The sequence below is a fragment of the Cellulomonas wangsupingiae genome (assembly GCF_024508275.1).
Classification (GTDB): Bacteria; Actinomycetota; Actinomycetes; order Actinomycetales; family Cellulomonadaceae; genus Cellulomonas; species Cellulomonas wangsupingiae.
Map to the genome: position 1 here is coordinate 3,482,161 of NZ_CP101989.1, position 17,299 is coordinate 3,499,459.

Here is a 17,299-nt window from a genome sequence, read left to right on the forward strand (position 1 = left end):
CGCCCGGCCACGTCGTCGTGGCGCCGGGACCGGCACGCTGCGACGGGACGATACACCACGAGAAACCGGTTCCCACGGGACTCCACGCGTGGTAGCGTCCCGGCCGGGAACCGGTTTCCAACTCGTTCGTGGTGGTCTGCGCCGCGGCCGGAGCACGGCGCCCCGCTGCCTCCGCCGCGACGACGCGACGGAGCCCGCCGAGCACGAAGAGGTGATCGACGATGTCCGTGGTCTCCGAGCTGCGCCGCACGGCGCGCTCCGGACCCAGGAGGGCCGGTGGGCAGGCACCGCTGCGCCGGGGCGACGGCCGGGCCGCGGCCGTCTTCCTCGCCCCCTGGTTCGCCGGCCTCCTGCTCATCACGGTCGGCCCGATGGTCGCCTCGGCCTACCTCGCCTTCACCGACTACAGCCTCCTGACGGACCCCACCTGGGTCGGCCTGGAGAACTTCGTCCGCATGCTCGACGACGCGCGCCTGCACAACGCGCTGCGCGTGACGTTCACCTACGTGCTGACCGGCGTGCCGCTGCAGCTCGTCGTGGCCCTGGGCCTGGCGATGCTGCTCGACCGGGGCATGCGGGGCCTGTCGTTCTACCGCTCGGTGTTCTACCTGCCGTCGCTGCTCGGCGGGTCGGTGGCCATCGCGATCCTGTGGCGCCAGATCTTCGGCGTCGACGGCCTGGTGAACGTGTTCCTCGGGTTCTTCGGCGTGCAGGGCCGCGGCTGGGTGTCCGACCCGGACACCGCGCTGTGGACGCTCGTGATCCTGCACGTGTGGACGTTCGGCGCCCCGATGATCATCTTCCTCGCAGGGCTCCGGCAGATCCCCGAGATGTACTACGAGGCCGCGGCCATCGACGGCGCGAGCCGGGTGCGGCAGTTCTTCCACATCACGCTGCCGCTCCTCACGCCGATCGTGTTCTTCAACCTCGTGCTGCAGGTGATCGGCGCGTTCCAGTCGTTCACGCAGGCGTTCGTCGTCTCGGGAGGGACCGGCGGCCCGGCGGACTCGACGATGTTCTACACGCTCTACCTCTACCAGAAGGGCTTCACGTCGCTGGAGATGGGCTACGCGTCCGCGATGGCGTGGCTGCTCGTGATCATCGTGGCGATCCTGACCGCCATCAACTTCTTCGCCTCCAAGTTCTGGGTCTTCTACGATGACTGAGGTCCGCGTGCGCACCGATCCGCACCCCGAGCCCGCACCCCGTCGCGACGCCGGCCTCGCCGCCCGCACCGCCGAGCTGGCCGCCGAGAGCCCCGTGCGCGCGGCGCGCTCCCCGTGGCCCCGCCGCCTGCGCTCCACCGGCAAGCACGTCGGCCTCGTCGCCCTCGCGGTGATGATGATCTACCCGCTGATCTGGCTGCTGGTCAGCTCGATCAAGCCCAGCGAGACGATCTTCCGGGACGTGTCGATCATCCCCGGCGAGATCGACCTGACCAACTACACGGCCGGCTGGAACGCCCTGCTGCACCCGTTCGGGCACTACATGATGAACTCCGCGATCGTCGTGCTCGGGTCGCTGGTGGGCAACCTGATCGCGTGCTCGATGGCCGCCTACGCGTTCGCCCGGCTGGAGTTCCGGGGCCGCCGCGTGTGGTTCGCGATCATGCTGATGTCGATCATGCTGCCGATCCACGTCGTGATCGTGCCGCAGTACGTGCTGTTCTCCCAGCTCGGCTGGATCAACACGTTCCTGCCGCTGATCGTCCCCAAGCTGCTGGCCACCGACGCGTTCTTCGTGTTCCTCATGGTGCAGTTCTTCCGCGGCATCCCCCGCGAGCTCGACGAGGCCGCGCGCCTCGACGGCTGCGGCCACGGACGCATCTACCTGCGGATCATGATGCCGCTCGCGATGCCGGCACTGGCGACCACCGCGATCTTCACGTTCATCTGGACGTGGAACGACTTCTTCAGCCAGCTGATCTTCCTCACCAACCCCGACATGTACACCGCACCCATCGCGCTGCGGACGTTCCTCGACGCCACGGGCCAGAGCTCGTGGGGACCGATGTTCGCCATGTCGATCGTGTCGATCCTGCCGATCTTCCTCGTCTTCCTGTTCGGCCAGAAGTACCTCGTCAAGGGCATCGCCACGACGGGCATCAAGTAGCACCTCCACCCCGGGCGGCGCCTCGCCGGCCCGGACCGTCGTGACGGACACCGCCGTCCTGCTCACCCCAAGGAGAGACATGCGCACCCTTCGCACCCGACGCGGTCGGCGTCCGGCCGCCCTCGCCGCCGGCCTGCTGGCCACCGCGCTCGCCCTCACCGCGTGCGCCCAGGGCGGCGGCACGGACGCCGCCGCGGGCGACAGCTCCGCCGACCCCGACGAGCCCGTGACGATCCGGTGGTCGTGGTGGGGCTCCGACACGCGCCACACCCTCACGCAGGAGGTCATCGACCTCTTCGAGGAGAAGAACCCGAACATCACGGTGGTCCCCGACTACACCGACTGGGGCAGCTACTTCGACAAGCTCTCGGTGTCCGTCGCCGGCGGTGACGCACCCGACGTCATCACGCAGGAGGAGCGCTACCTCGCGGACTACGCGTCGAAGGGCGTCCTCGCGGACCTCTCGCAGCTCGACATCGACACCTCGAAGATCGACGACACGATCCTGCAGTCCGGCACGATCGACGACGCCGTGTACGGGATCGCCACGGGCGTCAACGTGTACTCGGTGGTCGCGGACCCGCAGGCGTTCGCCGACGCGGGCGTCGAGATGCCCGACGACACGACGTGGACCTGGGAGGACTACGTCGAGGTCGCCACCGAGATCTCGGCGAAGTCCGGCGGCGCGGTGTACGGCGCGCAGGACTACGGGTTCAACGAGCCGGGCTTCTCGATCCTCGCGCGGCAGAACGGCCAGTCGCTGTACGACGAGAAGGGCGAGCTGGGCTTCGAGCCCGAGCTGCTGGAGCAGTGGTGGCAGCACTCGCTGGACCTGCAGGCGTCGGGCGGCCAGCCCGACCCGGCGAAGACCGTCGAGGTCGACGCGGGCGGGCCGGAGCAGTCGCTCGTCGGCACCAACGCCGGTGCGATGGCCTGGTTCTGGTCCAACCAGCTCACGGCGCTGAGCAACGCGTCGGGCCGCGACCTGCAGCTACTGCGCGTCCCGGGCGAGTCGCAGTTCGACCGGACGGGCATGTACTTCAAGCCGGCGATGTACTACTCGGTGTCGTCGAAGTCCGCGCACCCCGAGGCGGCCGCGAAGCTCGTCGACTTCCTGCTCAACGACCCCGAGGCCGGCGCGATCCTGCTGTCCGACCGCGGCCTGCCCGCCAACACGGACGTGCGCGCCGCGGTGACGGACGAGTTCGCCGCCACCGACAAGCAGGCGGCCGAGTTCCTGTCGAGCCTGGAGGACGAGATCGTCGACGGGCCCGTCGTGCCGCCGGCCGGCGCCGGCCAGGTCACCGAGATCACCAAGCGGCTCAACGCCGAGGTGCTCTTCGGCCGCCTCACGCCCCAGCAGGCCGCCGAGCAGTTCGTCCAGGAGGTCACGGCCGCGATCTCCTGACCGCGCGGCCGCTCCACCGCCACGCGGGACGGCACCGACGCCCCCGGCCACCCGCCGGGGGCGTCGTGCTGCCGCCGTCCCTCCCGGGGTGGCAGGGTGAGGGCGGGAGGCGACGTGACAGCCAGGATCGACCCGGAGCGCGGCGGGTACGCGTTCGCCAACAGGTTCGTCGACGTGCTCGTCCGGCTGCCGAACGGCGCGGCCGTGCGCACCGCCGGTCGCTGCGGCGGCATGACGTTCTCCGTGCTGGACCACCGGGCGGCGGGACGCGACGTGCCGTCGTGGCCCGCGGCGCTCTTCGCGCCCGGGCACGTGCCGCCGGAGGGCCACCTCGTGGCCGACCACCTGCGCGCCCGGCAGCTCGACTCGTTCCGGTCGGTCTCGGCGCTGCGGTTCCTCACGTGGTGCGTCCTGCCCGACGACGACCGGGGGCCGCTCGCCGGGGTGCGCACCCGGACGCGGCGCGCGCTGCCGGGCGTCCTGCGCGCCCTGGCCGAAGGCCGCCCCGTGCCCCTCGGCATGGTCGTCGCGCGGAACGTGCTGCGTGCCGGGGACAACCACCAGGTCGTCGCGACCGGGTTCGCCCGCTCCGCGAGCGGCGCCGTGACGCTCACGCTCCTGGACCCGAACACCCCGCACCGCGAGGTCACGCTCGTCGAGGCGCCGGACGGCTGGCGCGCGAGCAACGGCCGGCTGTGGCGCGGGTTCTTCCCCCACACCCACGTCCCGCGCGCCGCGCCGGCGCTGCCGAGCGCGTCACGGCGGCCCTCCGCCCGCGTGCGGCCCGGCGCCCCGCTCCGGCTCGCCCACGTGGCCACGGGACGCCTGCTGGTCGTCGAGGACGGCCGCCCCGCGCTGCGCGCGAGCGGTGCGACGACGTGGCGGCCGACGGTCGAGGTGCCCGACGGACCCCTGCGCGACGGGTCGGTCGTGCGGCTCGTCGCCGACGGGACACGTCCCGCGGCCCCGGACGCGCTCGTGCTGGACGCCGGCTCCCCGACGCTCGCGCCCGGCCCGTCGGCACCGGACACGGAGCCCGGCACCGGGGCCGCCGACGGGTGGCGCGTCGTCGTCGACGGCGGCGGTGCGTGGCGCGAGGGGTCGCGCGTCCGGCTGGTGCACACGCCGACGGGTGCGCTCCTGGCCGGCGCGGGCACGGCCCTGGGCGCGACCTTCACGCCGGACGCCTCGACCTGGTGGACCGCCGCCGCGCCGTGACCGGGCCGCCGGGGCGGCCCACCCGCGGCCGGAGCCCTCCGGGTCAGACGTGCGCGTCGACCGCCGCGACGGGCGCCTGCACGAGGCGCGCGGCCGCGGCCCGCAGCACCGCGTCCCACCCGGGGTCGAGCGCGGCCCCGTCGAGCGCCGCACCCGCACGGTCGAGGAGGTCGTCGATCGTCGACCGCACGCGGCCCAGCACCGCCGGGTCCTGCAGCAGCACGCGGGCCAGACCGTGACGGCGCACCATGTCGGGCTCCGCGGCGATGGCCGGCTCCCACGCGGTGAGGCGCGCGAGCAGGCCCGTCGAGCGGCCCGCCGCGGCGTCCACGCCCGTGCTCTTGGCGGCCGTCAGGGAGGTGCCCGTGGCGTCGAGCAGGTCGTCGCACAGCTGGAACGCCTCGCCCACGGCCTCGCCGAACTCCCGCAAGGGCTCCTGCAGCTCGTCCCGTGCCGCGAGCACGGCGCCCATCAGCAGCGGCGTGACCACCGAGTAGTGCGACGTCTTGAGCCGGGCGACCTCGGCCATCACGCCGGGGCCGTCGTCGCCGCACGCCGTCGCGTACAGCTCGGCGAACTCCCCGACGACCGTGGCGGTGCGCATCGCCGCCCAGTGCGGCTGCAGCGCGGGCGGCAGCCCGGCGACCACGGTGTCCGCGGCCCCCAGGGCCAGGCAGCCCGCCAGGATGGCGACGCTGCGCCCGAAGTCGTCGGCGTCGCCGCGCCACCGCGACGCCCGGTGCGCGTCCGCCCACCAGCGGTGGGACGACGCCTGCCCGCGGCGCAGGTCGGCACCGTCGATGACGTCGTCGTGGATCAGCGCGGCGCAGTGGTAGAGCTCGAGCGCCGCACCGAGCAGCACCACGTCGTCGAGGGGCGCTGTCCCGCCCGCGGCGCCGAACGCCGCGCGCACCCACCGCGGACGCATCCGCTTGCCCGGTGCCAGCGCGAGGCGCCGGACCTCCCCCACGACGGCGTCGGCGTGCGGGCCCAGCACGCCGGCGCCCGGGCGCGGCCGCAGCCGCCGCGCCACCTCGTCCTCGACGCGGGCCACGTACGCGTCGAGCTCGGCCGCGGGGCCGCCGGGTCCGGCCTCCGCGGCGACGGTTCCGCGCTCAGGCATCGACCACGGCGCCGTCGACGAGCCGCAGCACGTCGGCGAACCAGGGCGTGACCAGCCCTTGCTCGACCAGTCCGCGCGCCTCGTCGGGCGTCACCCAGGCGGTCTCGGAGACCTCCCGCGGGTCCGGCCGCAGCCCGCCGTGGAACGCGCCGAGGAGCACGTGGTCGTACTCGGACTCGACGTGACCCGACGACAGGTCCGGCGCCCGGTAGCGGAACCGGCCGACCTCGCGGGCGTCGACGAGCTCGACGCCCAGCTCCTCGCGGACGCGCAGCGCGGCCCGCGCCGCGACGTCCGCGCCGGGCAGGGGGTGACCGCAGCACGAGTTGGTCCACAGCCCGGCGAACCGCAGCTTCGACGCGGCGCGGCGCTGCAGGAGCATGCGCCCGTCGGGCCGCGTCAGCATCACCGAGAACGCCCGGTGCAGCTGCCCCGGTGCGCGGTGCGCCCGCCCCACGGTGGTCACCCCCGTCGGCCGGCCGGCCTCGTCGACCAGCTCCACCTGGTCCGTCTCCGCCATGGCGCCCCCCCGTCCATCCACCGCCTCATGGCCCGCGTGCCCACCACCGTTGCGCCAGGAGGCCACACCGGGTGGAACGCCGACAGGCGCCCACCGTCGCGGATCGGCGGCCGCGCAGCAAGTGGGCGGCACGTCGCGGGTCGCCGAACGCGCGCCCGGGACGACGTCAGGCCACGGTGATCGTGCTGCGGGACGTCACCTCGAGAGCGTCGACGGCCGTCCGCGCGCCGTCGAGCAGGAAGCCGCACGGACCGGTCGGCCACTGCACGCGCACGGCCCTGTCGCCGGCGTCCACGAGGTAGAGCACGGGCACGACCTCGAACATCGCCATGCACGCCTGGTCGGGCTGCGCGGGGACGTCGGGGCGCTGCAGCTGCTCCAGCAGCGGGGCCAGGTCGCCCTCGAGGCGCACGACGTCGACGAGGGTGCCGGCCGTCGCGGGCTCGTCCGCGGCGGGTGCCGTCGCGTCGGGTGCCGTCGCGTCGGGTGCCATCGCGTCGGGGACGGGCTGCGGCTCGGGCGCCGGCGCCACCTCGACGCCCAGGCGGCACTCGACGGCGGCCACGGGCTCGAACCCGTCGGGCACGCTGCCGGCGGGGGGCGCGGCGGGCAGGTCGTCCCCGCCGCCCGTCCCGAACGCGTCGAGGGTCTCGCGCACGGCGCAGTCGGCGGTGTCGGCGACCTGCGCTGCGGGCCGTTCCGGGCCTGCGGCCCCCGCGCACCCGGTGAGCACCACGAGCCCTGCCGCCACCGCTGCCGCACGCCTCCACGTCCCCATCCGAGCATCGTGCCGCACCTGTGCGGCGCGACGGGGCACCGACCGGGCGGCGCTCGGGTGAAGCCCGTGACGCGCGAGCCGTCTCAGGATGCGATCATCGGGTTATTCCCGACCACTTTGGTATGTCATTGTCGTCGCGTGACCACCGCACCGCACGCCGCAGCCCTGCCGCGGCACCGCCGTGCGTGTCGGTCGTGTCCGGCCGCCGACTGTCGCTGACAGCGACCCGCGTCCCGCCGGACCCCGGGCCACCCGCCCGGGGCCTCCGCTCACCCGTGGCCGCCGCCTGCGCGGCACCGAGACACGGACACCGCCGGGCTCCCGCCCCGCAGGCGGCACGAGCCCGTCACCACCCGACCACCGCCACGTCCCCGACGTCGGCGTCCCCACCCCTGCCCGGAAGGTTCCGCCATGCCGTTCGCACCTCCCGACCGGACGACGTCCGGCCGCACCGCGCGTCATCGCCTCGCGGCGGTCGCCGCCGCGACCCTCCTGCCCGCGCTGCTGGCGGCCTGCGCCGGTGACGCGACGGCCGACTCCCCCACGACGGCGGCCGCCGCCACCGCGGAGCTGCCGACCGAGATCCCCACCGGCACGACGCTGGTCGTCGGCGACCCCACCACGCAGAAGGCCGTCGAGCTCGCCGGCGACGACCTCGTCACGGACCCCGGACTGACGATCGAGTGGGCCAACCTCTCCGGCGGTCCGCAGACGTCCGAGGCGTTCCGCGCCGGCGCGCTCGACGTGGGAGCGGTCGCCGACATCCCGCCCATCCACGCCGAGTGGACCGGGCTCGACGTCAAGATCGTCGCCGCGGTGTACCGCGAGGACTGGCAGGAGAACCCGATCTACGAGTTCGGCGTCGCGCCCGGCGTCGACGGGGTCGAGTCCCTCGAGGACTTCGCCGGCCACCGCGTCGCCTACTCCCCCGGCCAGGCCCAGGGCGTCATCGTCCTGCGCGCCCTGCAGGAGGCCGGGCTGACGACCGACGACGTCACGCTCGTCGAGCTGCCGAGCAACGGCGACGTCTACACGACCGCCCTGGCGGCCGGCGAGGTCGACATCGCGCCCATCGGGGGCGTGCAGATCGCCCGCTACCTCGACAAGTACGGCGCCGACGGCGCGCACACCGTGCGCCACGGCCTGCGCGACGACCCCAGCCACCTCTACGTGCCCACGTCGGTGGTCGACGACCCCGCCAAGGCGGCCGCGCTGCGGGCCTACGTCGAGCTGTGGGTGCAGGCCAAGCTCTGGGTCCACGACCACCCGGAGGAGTGGAAGGCCGGGTACTACGTGGAGGACCAGGGCCTCAGCGCCGCCGACGCGGACTACCTGGTCGAGCGCGCCGGGATCCCCGACGTCCCGACGGACTGGACCGAGCACATCACCCGCCACCAGGAGACGGTCGAGCTGCTCGCCGCCGCCACCGGCAACGACGTGCTCGACGCGGCCGACCTGTGGGACGAGCGGTTCGCCCCCGTCGTCGCCGAGGCCGCGGCCGCCTACCGCGAGAGGACGGCGGGCTGATGTCGACGCTGTCCCTGCCCCAGGGCCTGACCCGCCGGCCGGTCGCCCGCCCGGCCCCGGGCGCCGCCCGTGCCCGGCGCACGGCGCGCCCGGGCCGGCGGCTCGGCCCGGGCCGCCCGCTGCGCGGCGGCACCCTCATCGGTCTCGGCGCGCTGCTCGCCGTGTGGTCCGTCGGCTCCGCCGTCGGGCTCATCGACCAGCGCACGCTGTCGGCACCCTGGACCGTCGTGACGACGGCCGCGGACCTCGTCGCCGACGGCCGCCTGCAGGAGCACCTGGCCGTGTCCGCCGGCCGCGCGCTGTCCGGGCTCGCACTCGGCGTCCTCGCCGGGACGGTGCTCGCGGTCGTCGCCGGCCTGAGCCGCTGGGGCGAGGCGCTCGTCGACGGCCCCGTGCAGGTCAAGCGGGCCATCCCGAGCCTGGCGCTGCTGCCGCTGCTCATCCTGTGGCTCGGCATCGGCGAGACGATGAAGGTCGTCACGATCCTGCTCGGCGTCCTTATCCCCGTGTACATCCACACCCACAACGGGCTGCGGACCATCGACGCGCGCTACGTCGAGCTCGCGGAGACGGTGGGGCTGACGCGCTGGGGGTTCCTCACGCGGGTCGTGCTGCCCGGCGCGCTGCCCGGCTTCCTGCTGGGCCTGCGGTTCGCCGTCACCGGCTGCTGGCTGGCGCTGGTGGTGGTGGAGCAGATCAACGGCACCGCCGGCATCGGCTACATGATGGAGCTGGCCCGCACGTACGGGCAGACCGACGTCATCGTCGTCGGGCTGGTCCTGTACGGGATCCTCGGCTACGGCTCCGACCTGCTCGTCCGTCTCGTGCAGAGGAGGGCCCTGTCATGGCGGCGCACGCTGGCGGGCTGACCGCACCCGGCCCCACCGAGGACGCGCGCGTCCCGGCCCACTCGGCCGTCCCCGCACCCGCCCACGGCGTCCTGGCGGACGAGCGCGTCACGACGGACGACGGCTCCGTCGTCGTGCGGGACCTGGTCCGGGCGTACGGGCTGGGCGAGGGCGACGGCCGCGTGCTGCGCGGCCTGGACCTGACGATCGCGGCGGGCGAGTTCGTCGCGATCCTCGGACGCAGCGGGTCCGGCAAGAGCACGCTGCTGCGCGCGCTGGCCGGCCTCGACCACGACGTGCACGGCACGGGCACGATCGCGGTGCCCGAGCGGGTGTCGGTCGTGTTCCAGGACTCGCGGCTGCTGCCGTGGGCACGCGTGCTCGACAACGTCGTGCTCGGGCTCCGCGGCCCCGGCGCCCGTGACCTGGGCACCGAGCGCCTGGCGGAGGTCGGCCTGGCCGGCCGCGAGCGCGCCTGGCCCACCGAGCTGTCGGGCGGTGAGCAGCAGCGGGTGTCGTTGGCCCGCTCGCTGGTCCGCGAGCCGCAGCTCCTGCTGGCCGACGAGCCGTTCGGGGCCCTCGACGCCCTGACGCGCACCCGCATGCACGCCCTGCTGCGGGACCTGTGCGCGCGGCACCGGCCCGCGGTCCTGCTGGTCACGCACGACGTCGACGAGGCGATCGCGCTGGCCGACCGGGTCGTCGTCCTCGACGCCGGGCGCATCGCGCTGGACACCCCGGTCACCCACCGCGACCCGGCCGACCCCGGGTTCGTGGCCCTGCGCCGAGGGCTGCTCGACGCCCTCGGCGTGCCCCCGGTCGTCCCCTCGTCCGGCACCCCGTCCACCTTCCCGTCCACCTCACTGCCCACCTCACTGCCCCACAGGAGCACCCCATGACCGCACCCCGACGCGAGGGCCGGCTGCACCTCAACGCGTTCCTCATGAGCACGGGCCACCACGAGGCCTCGTGGCGGCTGCCCGAGTCCGACCCGTCGTACCGCAGCACCGACATCGGCTACCTGCAGCGGCTCGCGCAGACGGCCGAGCGTGGGCACCTCGACTCGATCTTCTTCGCCGACGGCCCGGCGCTGTTCCGCGACGTGGGCCGCCGGCCGTCCGGCACGCTCGAGCCGACGGTCGTCCTGGCGGCGATCGCCGCGGTGACGAGCCGCATCGGGCTGATCGCGACCGCGTCGACCACGTACAACGACCCGTACAACCTGGCGCGCCGGTTCGCGTCCGTCGACCACATCAGCGGCGGGCGCGCGGGCTGGAACATCGTGACGACCGCGCACCTGGAGGCCGCCCGCAACTTCGGCCAGGACGAGCTGCCGTCGCACCGCTCCCGCTACGAGCGCGCCGCGGAGTTCATCGACGTCGCGCTGCGGCTGTGGGACTCGTGGGAGGACGACGTCGAGATCGGCGACAAGGACGCCGGCCTGTGGGGTGACTCCGCGCGCATCCACCCGCCCGAGCACGTCGGCGAGCACTTCCGCGTCGCCGGGGCGCTGACGACCCCGCGGTCGCCGCAGGCGTACCCGCTGCTGGTGCAGGCCGGGTCCTCGGAGGACGGCAAGGACCTGGCCGCGCGCTACGCGGAGGCCGTGTTCACGGCGCAGCAGACGCTCGACGACGCCCTCGCGTTCGCCACCGACCTCAAGCGCCGGGCCGTCGAGTGGGGCCGGGACCCCGCCGGGCTGCTCGTGCTGCCGGGGATCGTGCCCGTCATCGGGGCGACGCAGGCGGAGGCGCGGGCGAAGGAGGAGGAGCTCGACCGGCTCATCCGGCCCGAGTACGCGCGCGCCCAGCTCGCGAAGACCCTGCGCGTCGACCCCGACGACCTGCCGCTGGACCGCGAGCTGCCGGCCGACCTGCCGAGCGAGGACGAGATCGAGGGCGCCAAGTCGCGGTACACGCTGATCGTCGAGCTGGCACGGCGCGAGCGCCTCACGGTGCGGCAGCTCATCGGGCGCCTGGGCGGCGGGCGGGGACACCGCACGTTCTCCGGGACGGCCGAGCAGGTCGCCGACGCGATCCAGGAGTGGTGGGACGCGGGCGCGGCGGACGGGTTCAACATCATGCCCGCCGTGCTGCCGTCGGGCCTGGAGGACTTCGTCGACCAGGTGGTCCCCGTGCTCGTCGACCGCGGCCTGTTCCGCAGCGAGTACACCGGCACGACGCTGCGCGACCACTACGGGCTCGCGCGGCCCCCGCACCCCCGCACGCGCACCACGCCCGGCCTGGGCATCGGCGTCCTCGCCGCCGACGCCACCTCCACCGCCCACGAAGGAGCACGCGCATGACCACGTACCGCCCGCTCGGCCGCACCGGGGTCCAGGTGTCCCCGCTGACGCTCGGGACCATGAACTTCGGCGCCTGGGGCAACCCCGACCACCACGAGACGGCCGCGATCCTGCACCGGGCGCTCGACGCCGGCATCAACGTGGTCGACACCGCCGACGTGTACGCGCGCGGGGAGTCCGAGACGATCGTCGGCAAGGCGCTCGCGGGACGTCGCGACGACGTCGTCCTGGCCACCAAGGTGCACGGCCGCCTGGCCGACGAGGTGAACCACGCGGGCAGCTCGCGGCGCTGGATCGTGCGCGCCGTCGAGGACTCGCTGCGTCGCCTGCAGACCGACCGCATCGACGTCTACCAGGTGCACCGCCCCGAGCCGGGGACGGCCCTCGACGAGACGCTGGGCGCGCTCGACGACCTCGTGCGCGCCGGCAAGGTGCTGTACGTCGGGACGTCGACGTTCCTGCCGTCGCAGATCGTGCAGGCGCAGTGGGTCGCGGCCGACCGCCGGCTGGCGCGGCCGGCGACCGAGCAGCCGCCGTACTCGATCCTGGCGCGCGGCGTCGAGCGCGAGGTGCTGCCGCTGGCCCAGGAGTACGGGTTGGGTGTGCTGCCGTGGAGCCCGCTGGCCGGCGGCTGGTTGTCGGGACGCGCGCTCGACGGGTCCCGCGCGGGCTCGCCCCGCCACGAGCGGCAGCCGGGACGTCACGACCCGTCGCTGCCGGAGAACGTCGGCAAGGCGGAGGCCGTGCAGCAGCTCACCAAGGTCGCCGAGGCCGCAGGGCTGACGCTCGTGCAGCTCGCGCTCGGGTTCGTCCTGGAGCACCCGGCGGTGTCGAGCGCGATCATCGGCCCGCGTACCCAGGCCCACCTCGACGCGGCCCTCACGGCGCTGGACGTCCGGCTCCCCGCGGACGTCCTCGACGAGATCGACCGCATCGTCCCGCCCGGCGTCACCCTCAACCCCGCCGACGCGGGCTGGCACCCCCCGTCGATCACGAACCCGCAGACCCGCCGCCGCTGACCAGCCTGACGGGACTGCTCTCTCACCGCCCGTGGCTGACTGGATTGCTCTCTCACCGCCCGTGGGGGGAATCCCACCCACCCCCGGCGGCACCCCGGCGGCGAGAGTGCAATCCAGCACCCCACCCCCGCGTGAGAGTGCGATCCAGCACCCCCCCCGCGTGAGAGTGCGATCCAGCACCCCACCCCCGCGTGAGAGTGCGATCCAGCACACCGGTGCCGAACTGGATGGCACTCTCACGCGCGGGGGGAGGGGGCGGCCGGGCGGACGGGCAGCGCTCGTGCTCGTGACGCTCGTGCTCGTGACAGTGCGATCACCAACCCCGGCGTGAGAGAGCGATCCAGTCCTGGGGACAGGACTGGATCGCTCTCTCACGCCTTGTGGGGAGGGGGTGGGGTCACGCCCTCCCGGGGGGTCAGGTTGCCGGGGTGTAGTCCACGTGGGCGACGTGGGCGACCGTGTGCGTCGGGGCGCCGTTGCTCGTGCCGTAGACGCCGAGCCACAGGCCGAGGAAGCCGCCCGTGGCCACGCTGTCGAGCAGCGTCGCGTCGGCCGTGCCCACGACGACGGGCGTCGCGTCCCCGGCGCCGACCAGCAGCTCCAGGTCCACGCCGCGGGCGCGCACGCCGAACGTGAGCGTCCCCGCCCCGGTCACGACGGCCTCGCCGAGGACCGTCTCCACCCCGCGCTGCCGGTGCACGACCCGCGCGCGCAGCGTGTCACCCTCGGGGGTGACCGCGAGGCGCACGTGGTCCTTCTCGGACTGGCGCACGGCCACGCCGACCTCCTCGCCCTCGGCGAGGTCCACGGCGACCTGCGCCACGAGGTCCGCGTCCGGGTGCTGCAGCCGCAGGCCGAGGAACGCGGGCACCTCGACGTCCGCGAGCGTCGCAGCGCGCAGCGGGAGGTCCCAACCCTCCCCCGCGGGGGTCGCGACCTCGGTGGGCAGCGCCCGCACGGCGGTCCACCGCAGGTCGGCCGGCGGCACGGTCCCGGAGGCCCCGCCCTGGACGACACCCGGGGTGGGCTCGCCCGCGAACGGCACCTCGACCTCGGACGGCACCATGCCGACGCCCGGCGCGAAGACGGGCCAGCCGTCCTCCCAGACCACGGGGACGAGGAACGTCTCGCGGCCCATCGGGTAGTGGTAGCCGCCGTAGGTGCGCATCGCCAGCAGGACGGCCCACCAGCTGCCGTCGGCGGCCTCGACGAGGTCCGCGTGCCCGGCGCCGACGACCGGGTGCTTCCGCCCCAGGTGGCGGTGCGTGAGCACCGGGTTGCCCTTGTTGCCCACGTACGGGCCGGTGACGGAGTCGGCGCGCGCGACGCTCTCGGCGTGGTGGAACTCCGTGCCACCCTCCGCCGCGATCAGGTAGTACGTGCCGTCGACCTTGTAGATGTGCGGCGCCTCCGACCACACGACGCCCTCGACGGCCCCGTGCCAGATGACGGTCTCCGGCCCGACCCACTGCATCGTCTCGCGGTCCAGCTCGCGCACCCAGACCTCGGTCTGGTCGTGCCAGCGCGGCTCGAGCGCCAGCCGGGTGCCGTGCACCCAGATGCGCCCGTCGTCGTCGAAGAAGATCGACGGGTCGATGCCGAACGACTCCAGCCAGATCGGGTCGGACCACGGCCCGGCCGGGTCCGTGGCGGTCATGAGGAAGTTGCCGCCCCGGCTGCCGTCACGCTGGTCGACGAGCGTGCAGACGACCCAGAACTGCCCGTCGTGGTACCGGATCGTCGGGGCGTACAGCCCGCCCGACGACGCGATCCCCGTGTAGTCCAGCTGCCCGGGCCGGTCGACGACGTGGCCGATCTGCTCCCAGCTGACCAGGTCGCGGCTGTGCATCACCGGCAGGCCGGGCAGGTACTCGAACGTCGAGGCGACGAGGTAGTAGTCGTCACCGACCCGGCAGATCGACGGGTCCGGGTAGCACCCCGGCAGGACGGGGTTGCTGACGGTGCTCATGCGTTGCTGACCTCCACGTCGACGATCCGCCGGTCGGCGGCCGAGATCTCGTGCACAGCACCGGTCACCCGCAGGAGCGCGCGCGGTGTGCTGTGGCCCGGCAGCGTACGACGCGTGACCTCGGCCGTGCTGGTGATCGCACCGCCTGTCGCCTCGGCGACGTCGGACGGGTTGGCGACGCCGGCGTGCGAGGCGACCCAGACCTGCACGTCGCCGGGCTCGACGACGCGCGCCAGGCGGCGGTCGACCAGCGCGAGGCGCGTCGTCGGGACGCGGAAGGTGACGCGTCGCGACTGCCCGGGCTCGAGCTGCACGCGGGCGTACCCGAGCAGCTGCGCGACCGGCCGCACCACCGAGCCGACGACGTCGCGCCCGTACAGCTGCACCACGTCGGCGCCGGCGACGTCACCGGTGTTGGTGACCGTCACGGCGGCGGTGAACGTGCCCGCCGCGTCGACGGTCGGGTCCACCTGCAGGTCCTCGTGCGTGAACGTCGTGTAGCTCAGCCCGAACCCGAAGGGCCGCACCGGCGTGGGGTCGGTCGACGTGACGTCGGACGGCCCACCGAGGACCGGGTGCAGGTAGCGGAACGGCTGCGCGCCCGCGGCGCGCGGCAGCGACACGGGCAGCCGGCCCGACGGCGTCGCGGCACCGGTCAGCAGGTCGGCGATCGCGTCGCCGCCGCCCTCGCCCGGGAAGAACGCCTGGAGGACGGCCGCGGGGCGCGGGCCCTCGCCGTCCAGCGCCCACCCGATCGCGTAGGGGCGGCCCGTGAGCAGCACCATGACGACGGGGGTACCCGTGGCGACGAGCGCCTCGACGAGCTCCCGCTGCCGGCCGGGCAGCTCGAGGGACTGCACGTCGTTGCCCTCGCCGACGGTCCCGCGGCCGAACAGGCCCGCCTGGTCGCCGACCACGACGACGGCCACGTCGGCGTCCGCCGCCGCGGACACCGCCGCGGCGAGACCGCTCGTGTCGTCGCCCTCGACCGTGCACCCCTCGGCGAACGTCACCTCGCCGTCGAGCGTCGCGGCGAGCGCCTCGTGGACGCTGCGGATCTCGAAGCCGAGCGGCAGGTCCGGGTGGTGCGCCAGCACGTGGTTGGCGAACGAGTAGCAGCCCATGAGCGCCTCGGGCCGGGCGGCGTTGGGCCCGACGACGGCGACGCGGCGCGGCTGCGCGAGCGGCAGCACGCCGTCGTTGGACAGCAGCACGACGGACTCCTCCGCGAGGCGGCGGGCCAGCTCGCGGTGCCGCGGCGAGTCGAGGTCGACGTGCGCCGGCGGCTCGTCCTCGAACGCGTCGTCGTCGAGCAGGCCGAGGTCCTCCTTCTGCGCCAGCGCCCGCAGGACGGCACGGTCGACGAGCGCCTCGTCGACCAGCCCGGCCCGCACGCGCTCGGCCAGCGGCTCGAGGAACGCGTCGCCCGTGGGCAGCTCGATGTCCAGGCCGGCGGCCAGCGCCAGCGCAGCGGCCTCGCCACGGTCGGCGGCGACACCGTGCATGACCTGCAGGAACGCGACCGCGAAGTAGTCGGCGACGACGACGCCGTCGAAGCCCCACTGCTCGCGCAGCACATCGGTGAGGTAGTGGGGGTCCGCCGCCACGGGGACGCCGTCGACGTCGGCGTAGGAGTTCATCACGGAGCGGACGCCACCGTCGCGCACGGCCATCTCGAACGGCGGCAGGTAGATCTCGGCCAGCTCGCGGGGCCCGGCGTGCACGGGGGCGTGGTTGCGCCCGGCGGCCGAGGCGGAGTAGCCGACGAAGTGCTTGAGGGTGGCGTGGACGCCGGCCTCCTGCAGACCGCGCACGTACGCCGTGCCCACGGTCCCGACGAGGTACGGGTCCTCGCCGATGCACTCGTCGACGCGGCCCCAGCGGGGGTCGCCGACGACGTCGAGCACCGGGGCCAGGCCCTGGTGGATGCCCAGCTCGCGCATCGAGTCGCCGATGGCCCGCGCGGCCTCGTGCACCAGCTCGGGGTCGAACGACGCGCCCCACGCGAGCGGGGTCGGGTAGCTCGCGGCCTGCCAGGCGGCCAGGCCCGTGAGGCACTCCTCGTGCACCAGCGCGGGGATGCCCAGGCGCGTCTCGCGCTTGAGGCGACGCTGCTCGGCCCACAGCCACGCGGCGCGCTCGGCCGGCTCGACGGGACGCGTCCCGTACACGCGGGTGTAGTGACCGAGGCCGTGCCGCGTGATCTCGGCGAGCTGCCCCGAGTCCTTCTGGCCCGAGGCCATCTCGGACTGCATGGGGGCGACGGTGCCGTTCTGGTCGAGCCAGTAGCCGACCAGCTGCGCCAGCTTCTCCTCGAGGGTCATCCGGGCGTGCAGGTCACGCACCCGGGCGGAGACGACGGGCATGGCGGGAACGTGCGACGACCGCTGCTGGGCGGCGCTGCCGAGGGTGTCGGACACGGGGTGGTGCTCCTTCGGAAGGTATGGCGAGGTGGTACGGCTGCGCGCCCGC

The 17,299-nt window shown here is 74.4% G+C and carries 14 protein-coding genes; 9 read left to right on the forward strand and 5 right to left on the reverse strand.

Going from position 1 to position 17,299, the window contains the following annotated elements; translation table 11 throughout:
• Window positions 1-221 precede the first annotated feature (221 nt).
• From NP075_RS16050 to NP075_RS16065, 4 genes are all read left to right on the forward strand, one after another.
• Complete coding sequence (locus NP075_RS16050; protein WP_227566640.1) at window positions 222-1,166, forward strand: carbohydrate ABC transporter permease; 945 nt, start codon at window positions 222-224, stop codon at window positions 1,164-1,166.
• The gene (locus NP075_RS16055) at window positions 1,159-2,112 is read left to right on the forward strand and encodes a carbohydrate ABC transporter permease (protein WP_227566639.1); all 954 of its coding nucleotides are present in this window, start codon (window positions 1,159-1,161) and stop codon (window positions 2,110-2,112) included. Before NP075_RS16050 ends, NP075_RS16055 begins: the two co-directional genes overlap by 8 nt.
• Window positions 2,113-2,191: 79 nt before the next feature.
• The gene (locus NP075_RS16060; RefSeq protein WP_227566638.1) at window positions 2,192-3,520 is read left to right on the forward strand and encodes an ABC transporter substrate-binding protein; all 1,329 of its coding nucleotides are present in this window, start codon (window positions 2,192-2,194) and stop codon (window positions 3,518-3,520) included.
• Between the two features lie 114 nt (window positions 3,521-3,634).
• Window positions 3,635-4,738 carry a hypothetical protein gene (locus NP075_RS16065; protein WP_227566637.1) on the forward strand — a complete coding sequence of 368 codons (1,104 nt, stop codon included), beginning with the start codon at window positions 3,635-3,637 and terminating at the stop codon, window positions 4,736-4,738.
• A gap of 43 nt (window positions 4,739-4,781) precedes the next feature.
• Here NP075_RS16065 and NP075_RS16070 read toward each other — a convergent pair whose 3' ends face one another.
• From NP075_RS16070 to NP075_RS16080, 3 genes are all read right to left on the reverse strand, one after another.
• Window positions 4,782-5,861 (reverse strand): polyprenyl synthetase family protein, encoded by a 1,080-nt coding sequence (locus NP075_RS16070; protein ID WP_256791231.1) that lies wholly within the window; start codon window positions 5,859-5,861, stop codon window positions 4,782-4,784.
• The gene (gene idi / locus NP075_RS16075; protein WP_227566635.1) at window positions 5,854-6,381 is read right to left on the reverse strand and encodes an isopentenyl-diphosphate Delta-isomerase; all 528 of its coding nucleotides are present in this window, start codon (window positions 6,379-6,381) and stop codon (window positions 5,854-5,856) included. The genes NP075_RS16070 and idi overlap by 8 nt, the downstream gene beginning before the upstream one ends.
• Window positions 6,382-6,547: 166 nt before the next feature.
• Window positions 6,548-7,159 (reverse strand): hypothetical protein, encoded by a 612-nt coding sequence (locus NP075_RS16080; RefSeq protein ID WP_227566634.1) that lies wholly within the window; start codon window positions 7,157-7,159, stop codon window positions 6,548-6,550.
• A 411-nt stretch (window positions 7,160-7,570) separates the two neighbouring features.
• Between NP075_RS16080 and NP075_RS16085 the strand changes: the two genes are divergently transcribed.
• From NP075_RS16085 to NP075_RS16105, 5 genes are read left to right on the forward strand one after another with little or no spacing between them, the layout of a single operon-like run.
• Complete coding sequence (locus NP075_RS16085; RefSeq protein ID WP_227566633.1) at window positions 7,571-8,686, forward strand: ABC transporter substrate-binding protein; 1,116 nt, start codon at window positions 7,571-7,573, stop codon at window positions 8,684-8,686.
• Window positions 8,686-9,555, forward strand: a complete 870-nt coding sequence (locus NP075_RS16090; RefSeq protein ID WP_256791234.1) for an ABC transporter permease — start codon at window positions 8,686-8,688, stop codon at window positions 9,553-9,555. Before NP075_RS16085 ends, NP075_RS16090 begins: the two co-directional genes overlap by 1 nt.
• Window positions 9,531-10,433 (forward strand): ABC transporter ATP-binding protein, encoded by a 903-nt coding sequence (locus NP075_RS16095; RefSeq protein WP_227566645.1) that lies wholly within the window; start codon window positions 9,531-9,533, stop codon window positions 10,431-10,433. Before NP075_RS16090 ends, NP075_RS16095 begins: the two co-directional genes overlap by 25 nt.
• Window positions 10,430-11,839, forward strand: a complete 1,410-nt coding sequence (locus NP075_RS16100) for an LLM class flavin-dependent oxidoreductase (protein WP_227566644.1) — start codon at window positions 10,430-10,432, stop codon at window positions 11,837-11,839. Before NP075_RS16095 ends, NP075_RS16100 begins: the two co-directional genes overlap by 4 nt.
• On the forward strand, window positions 11,836-12,858 hold the full coding sequence (locus NP075_RS16105) for an aldo/keto reductase (protein ID WP_227566643.1): 1,023 nt from the start codon (window positions 11,836-11,838) through the stop codon (window positions 12,856-12,858). The genes NP075_RS16100 and NP075_RS16105 overlap by 4 nt, the downstream gene beginning before the upstream one ends.
• Before the next feature lie 415 nt (window positions 12,859-13,273).
• Here the strand turns inward: NP075_RS16105 and NP075_RS16110 are convergent, their stop codons facing one another.
• Together NP075_RS16110 and NP075_RS16115 are read right to left on the reverse strand one after the other, a co-directional pair.
• Window positions 13,274-14,827, reverse strand: coding sequence for a glycoside hydrolase family 43 protein (locus NP075_RS16110; RefSeq protein WP_227566447.1), 1,554 nt, complete (start codon window positions 14,825-14,827; stop codon window positions 13,274-13,276).
• On the reverse strand, window positions 14,824-17,193 hold the full coding sequence (locus tag NP075_RS16115) for a beta-xylosidase/alpha-l-arabinosidase (protein WP_227566448.1): 2,370 nt from the start codon (window positions 17,191-17,193) through the stop codon (window positions 14,824-14,826). Before NP075_RS16115 ends, NP075_RS16110 begins: the two co-directional genes overlap by 4 nt.
• Window positions 17,194-17,299: the final 106 nt, after the last annotated feature.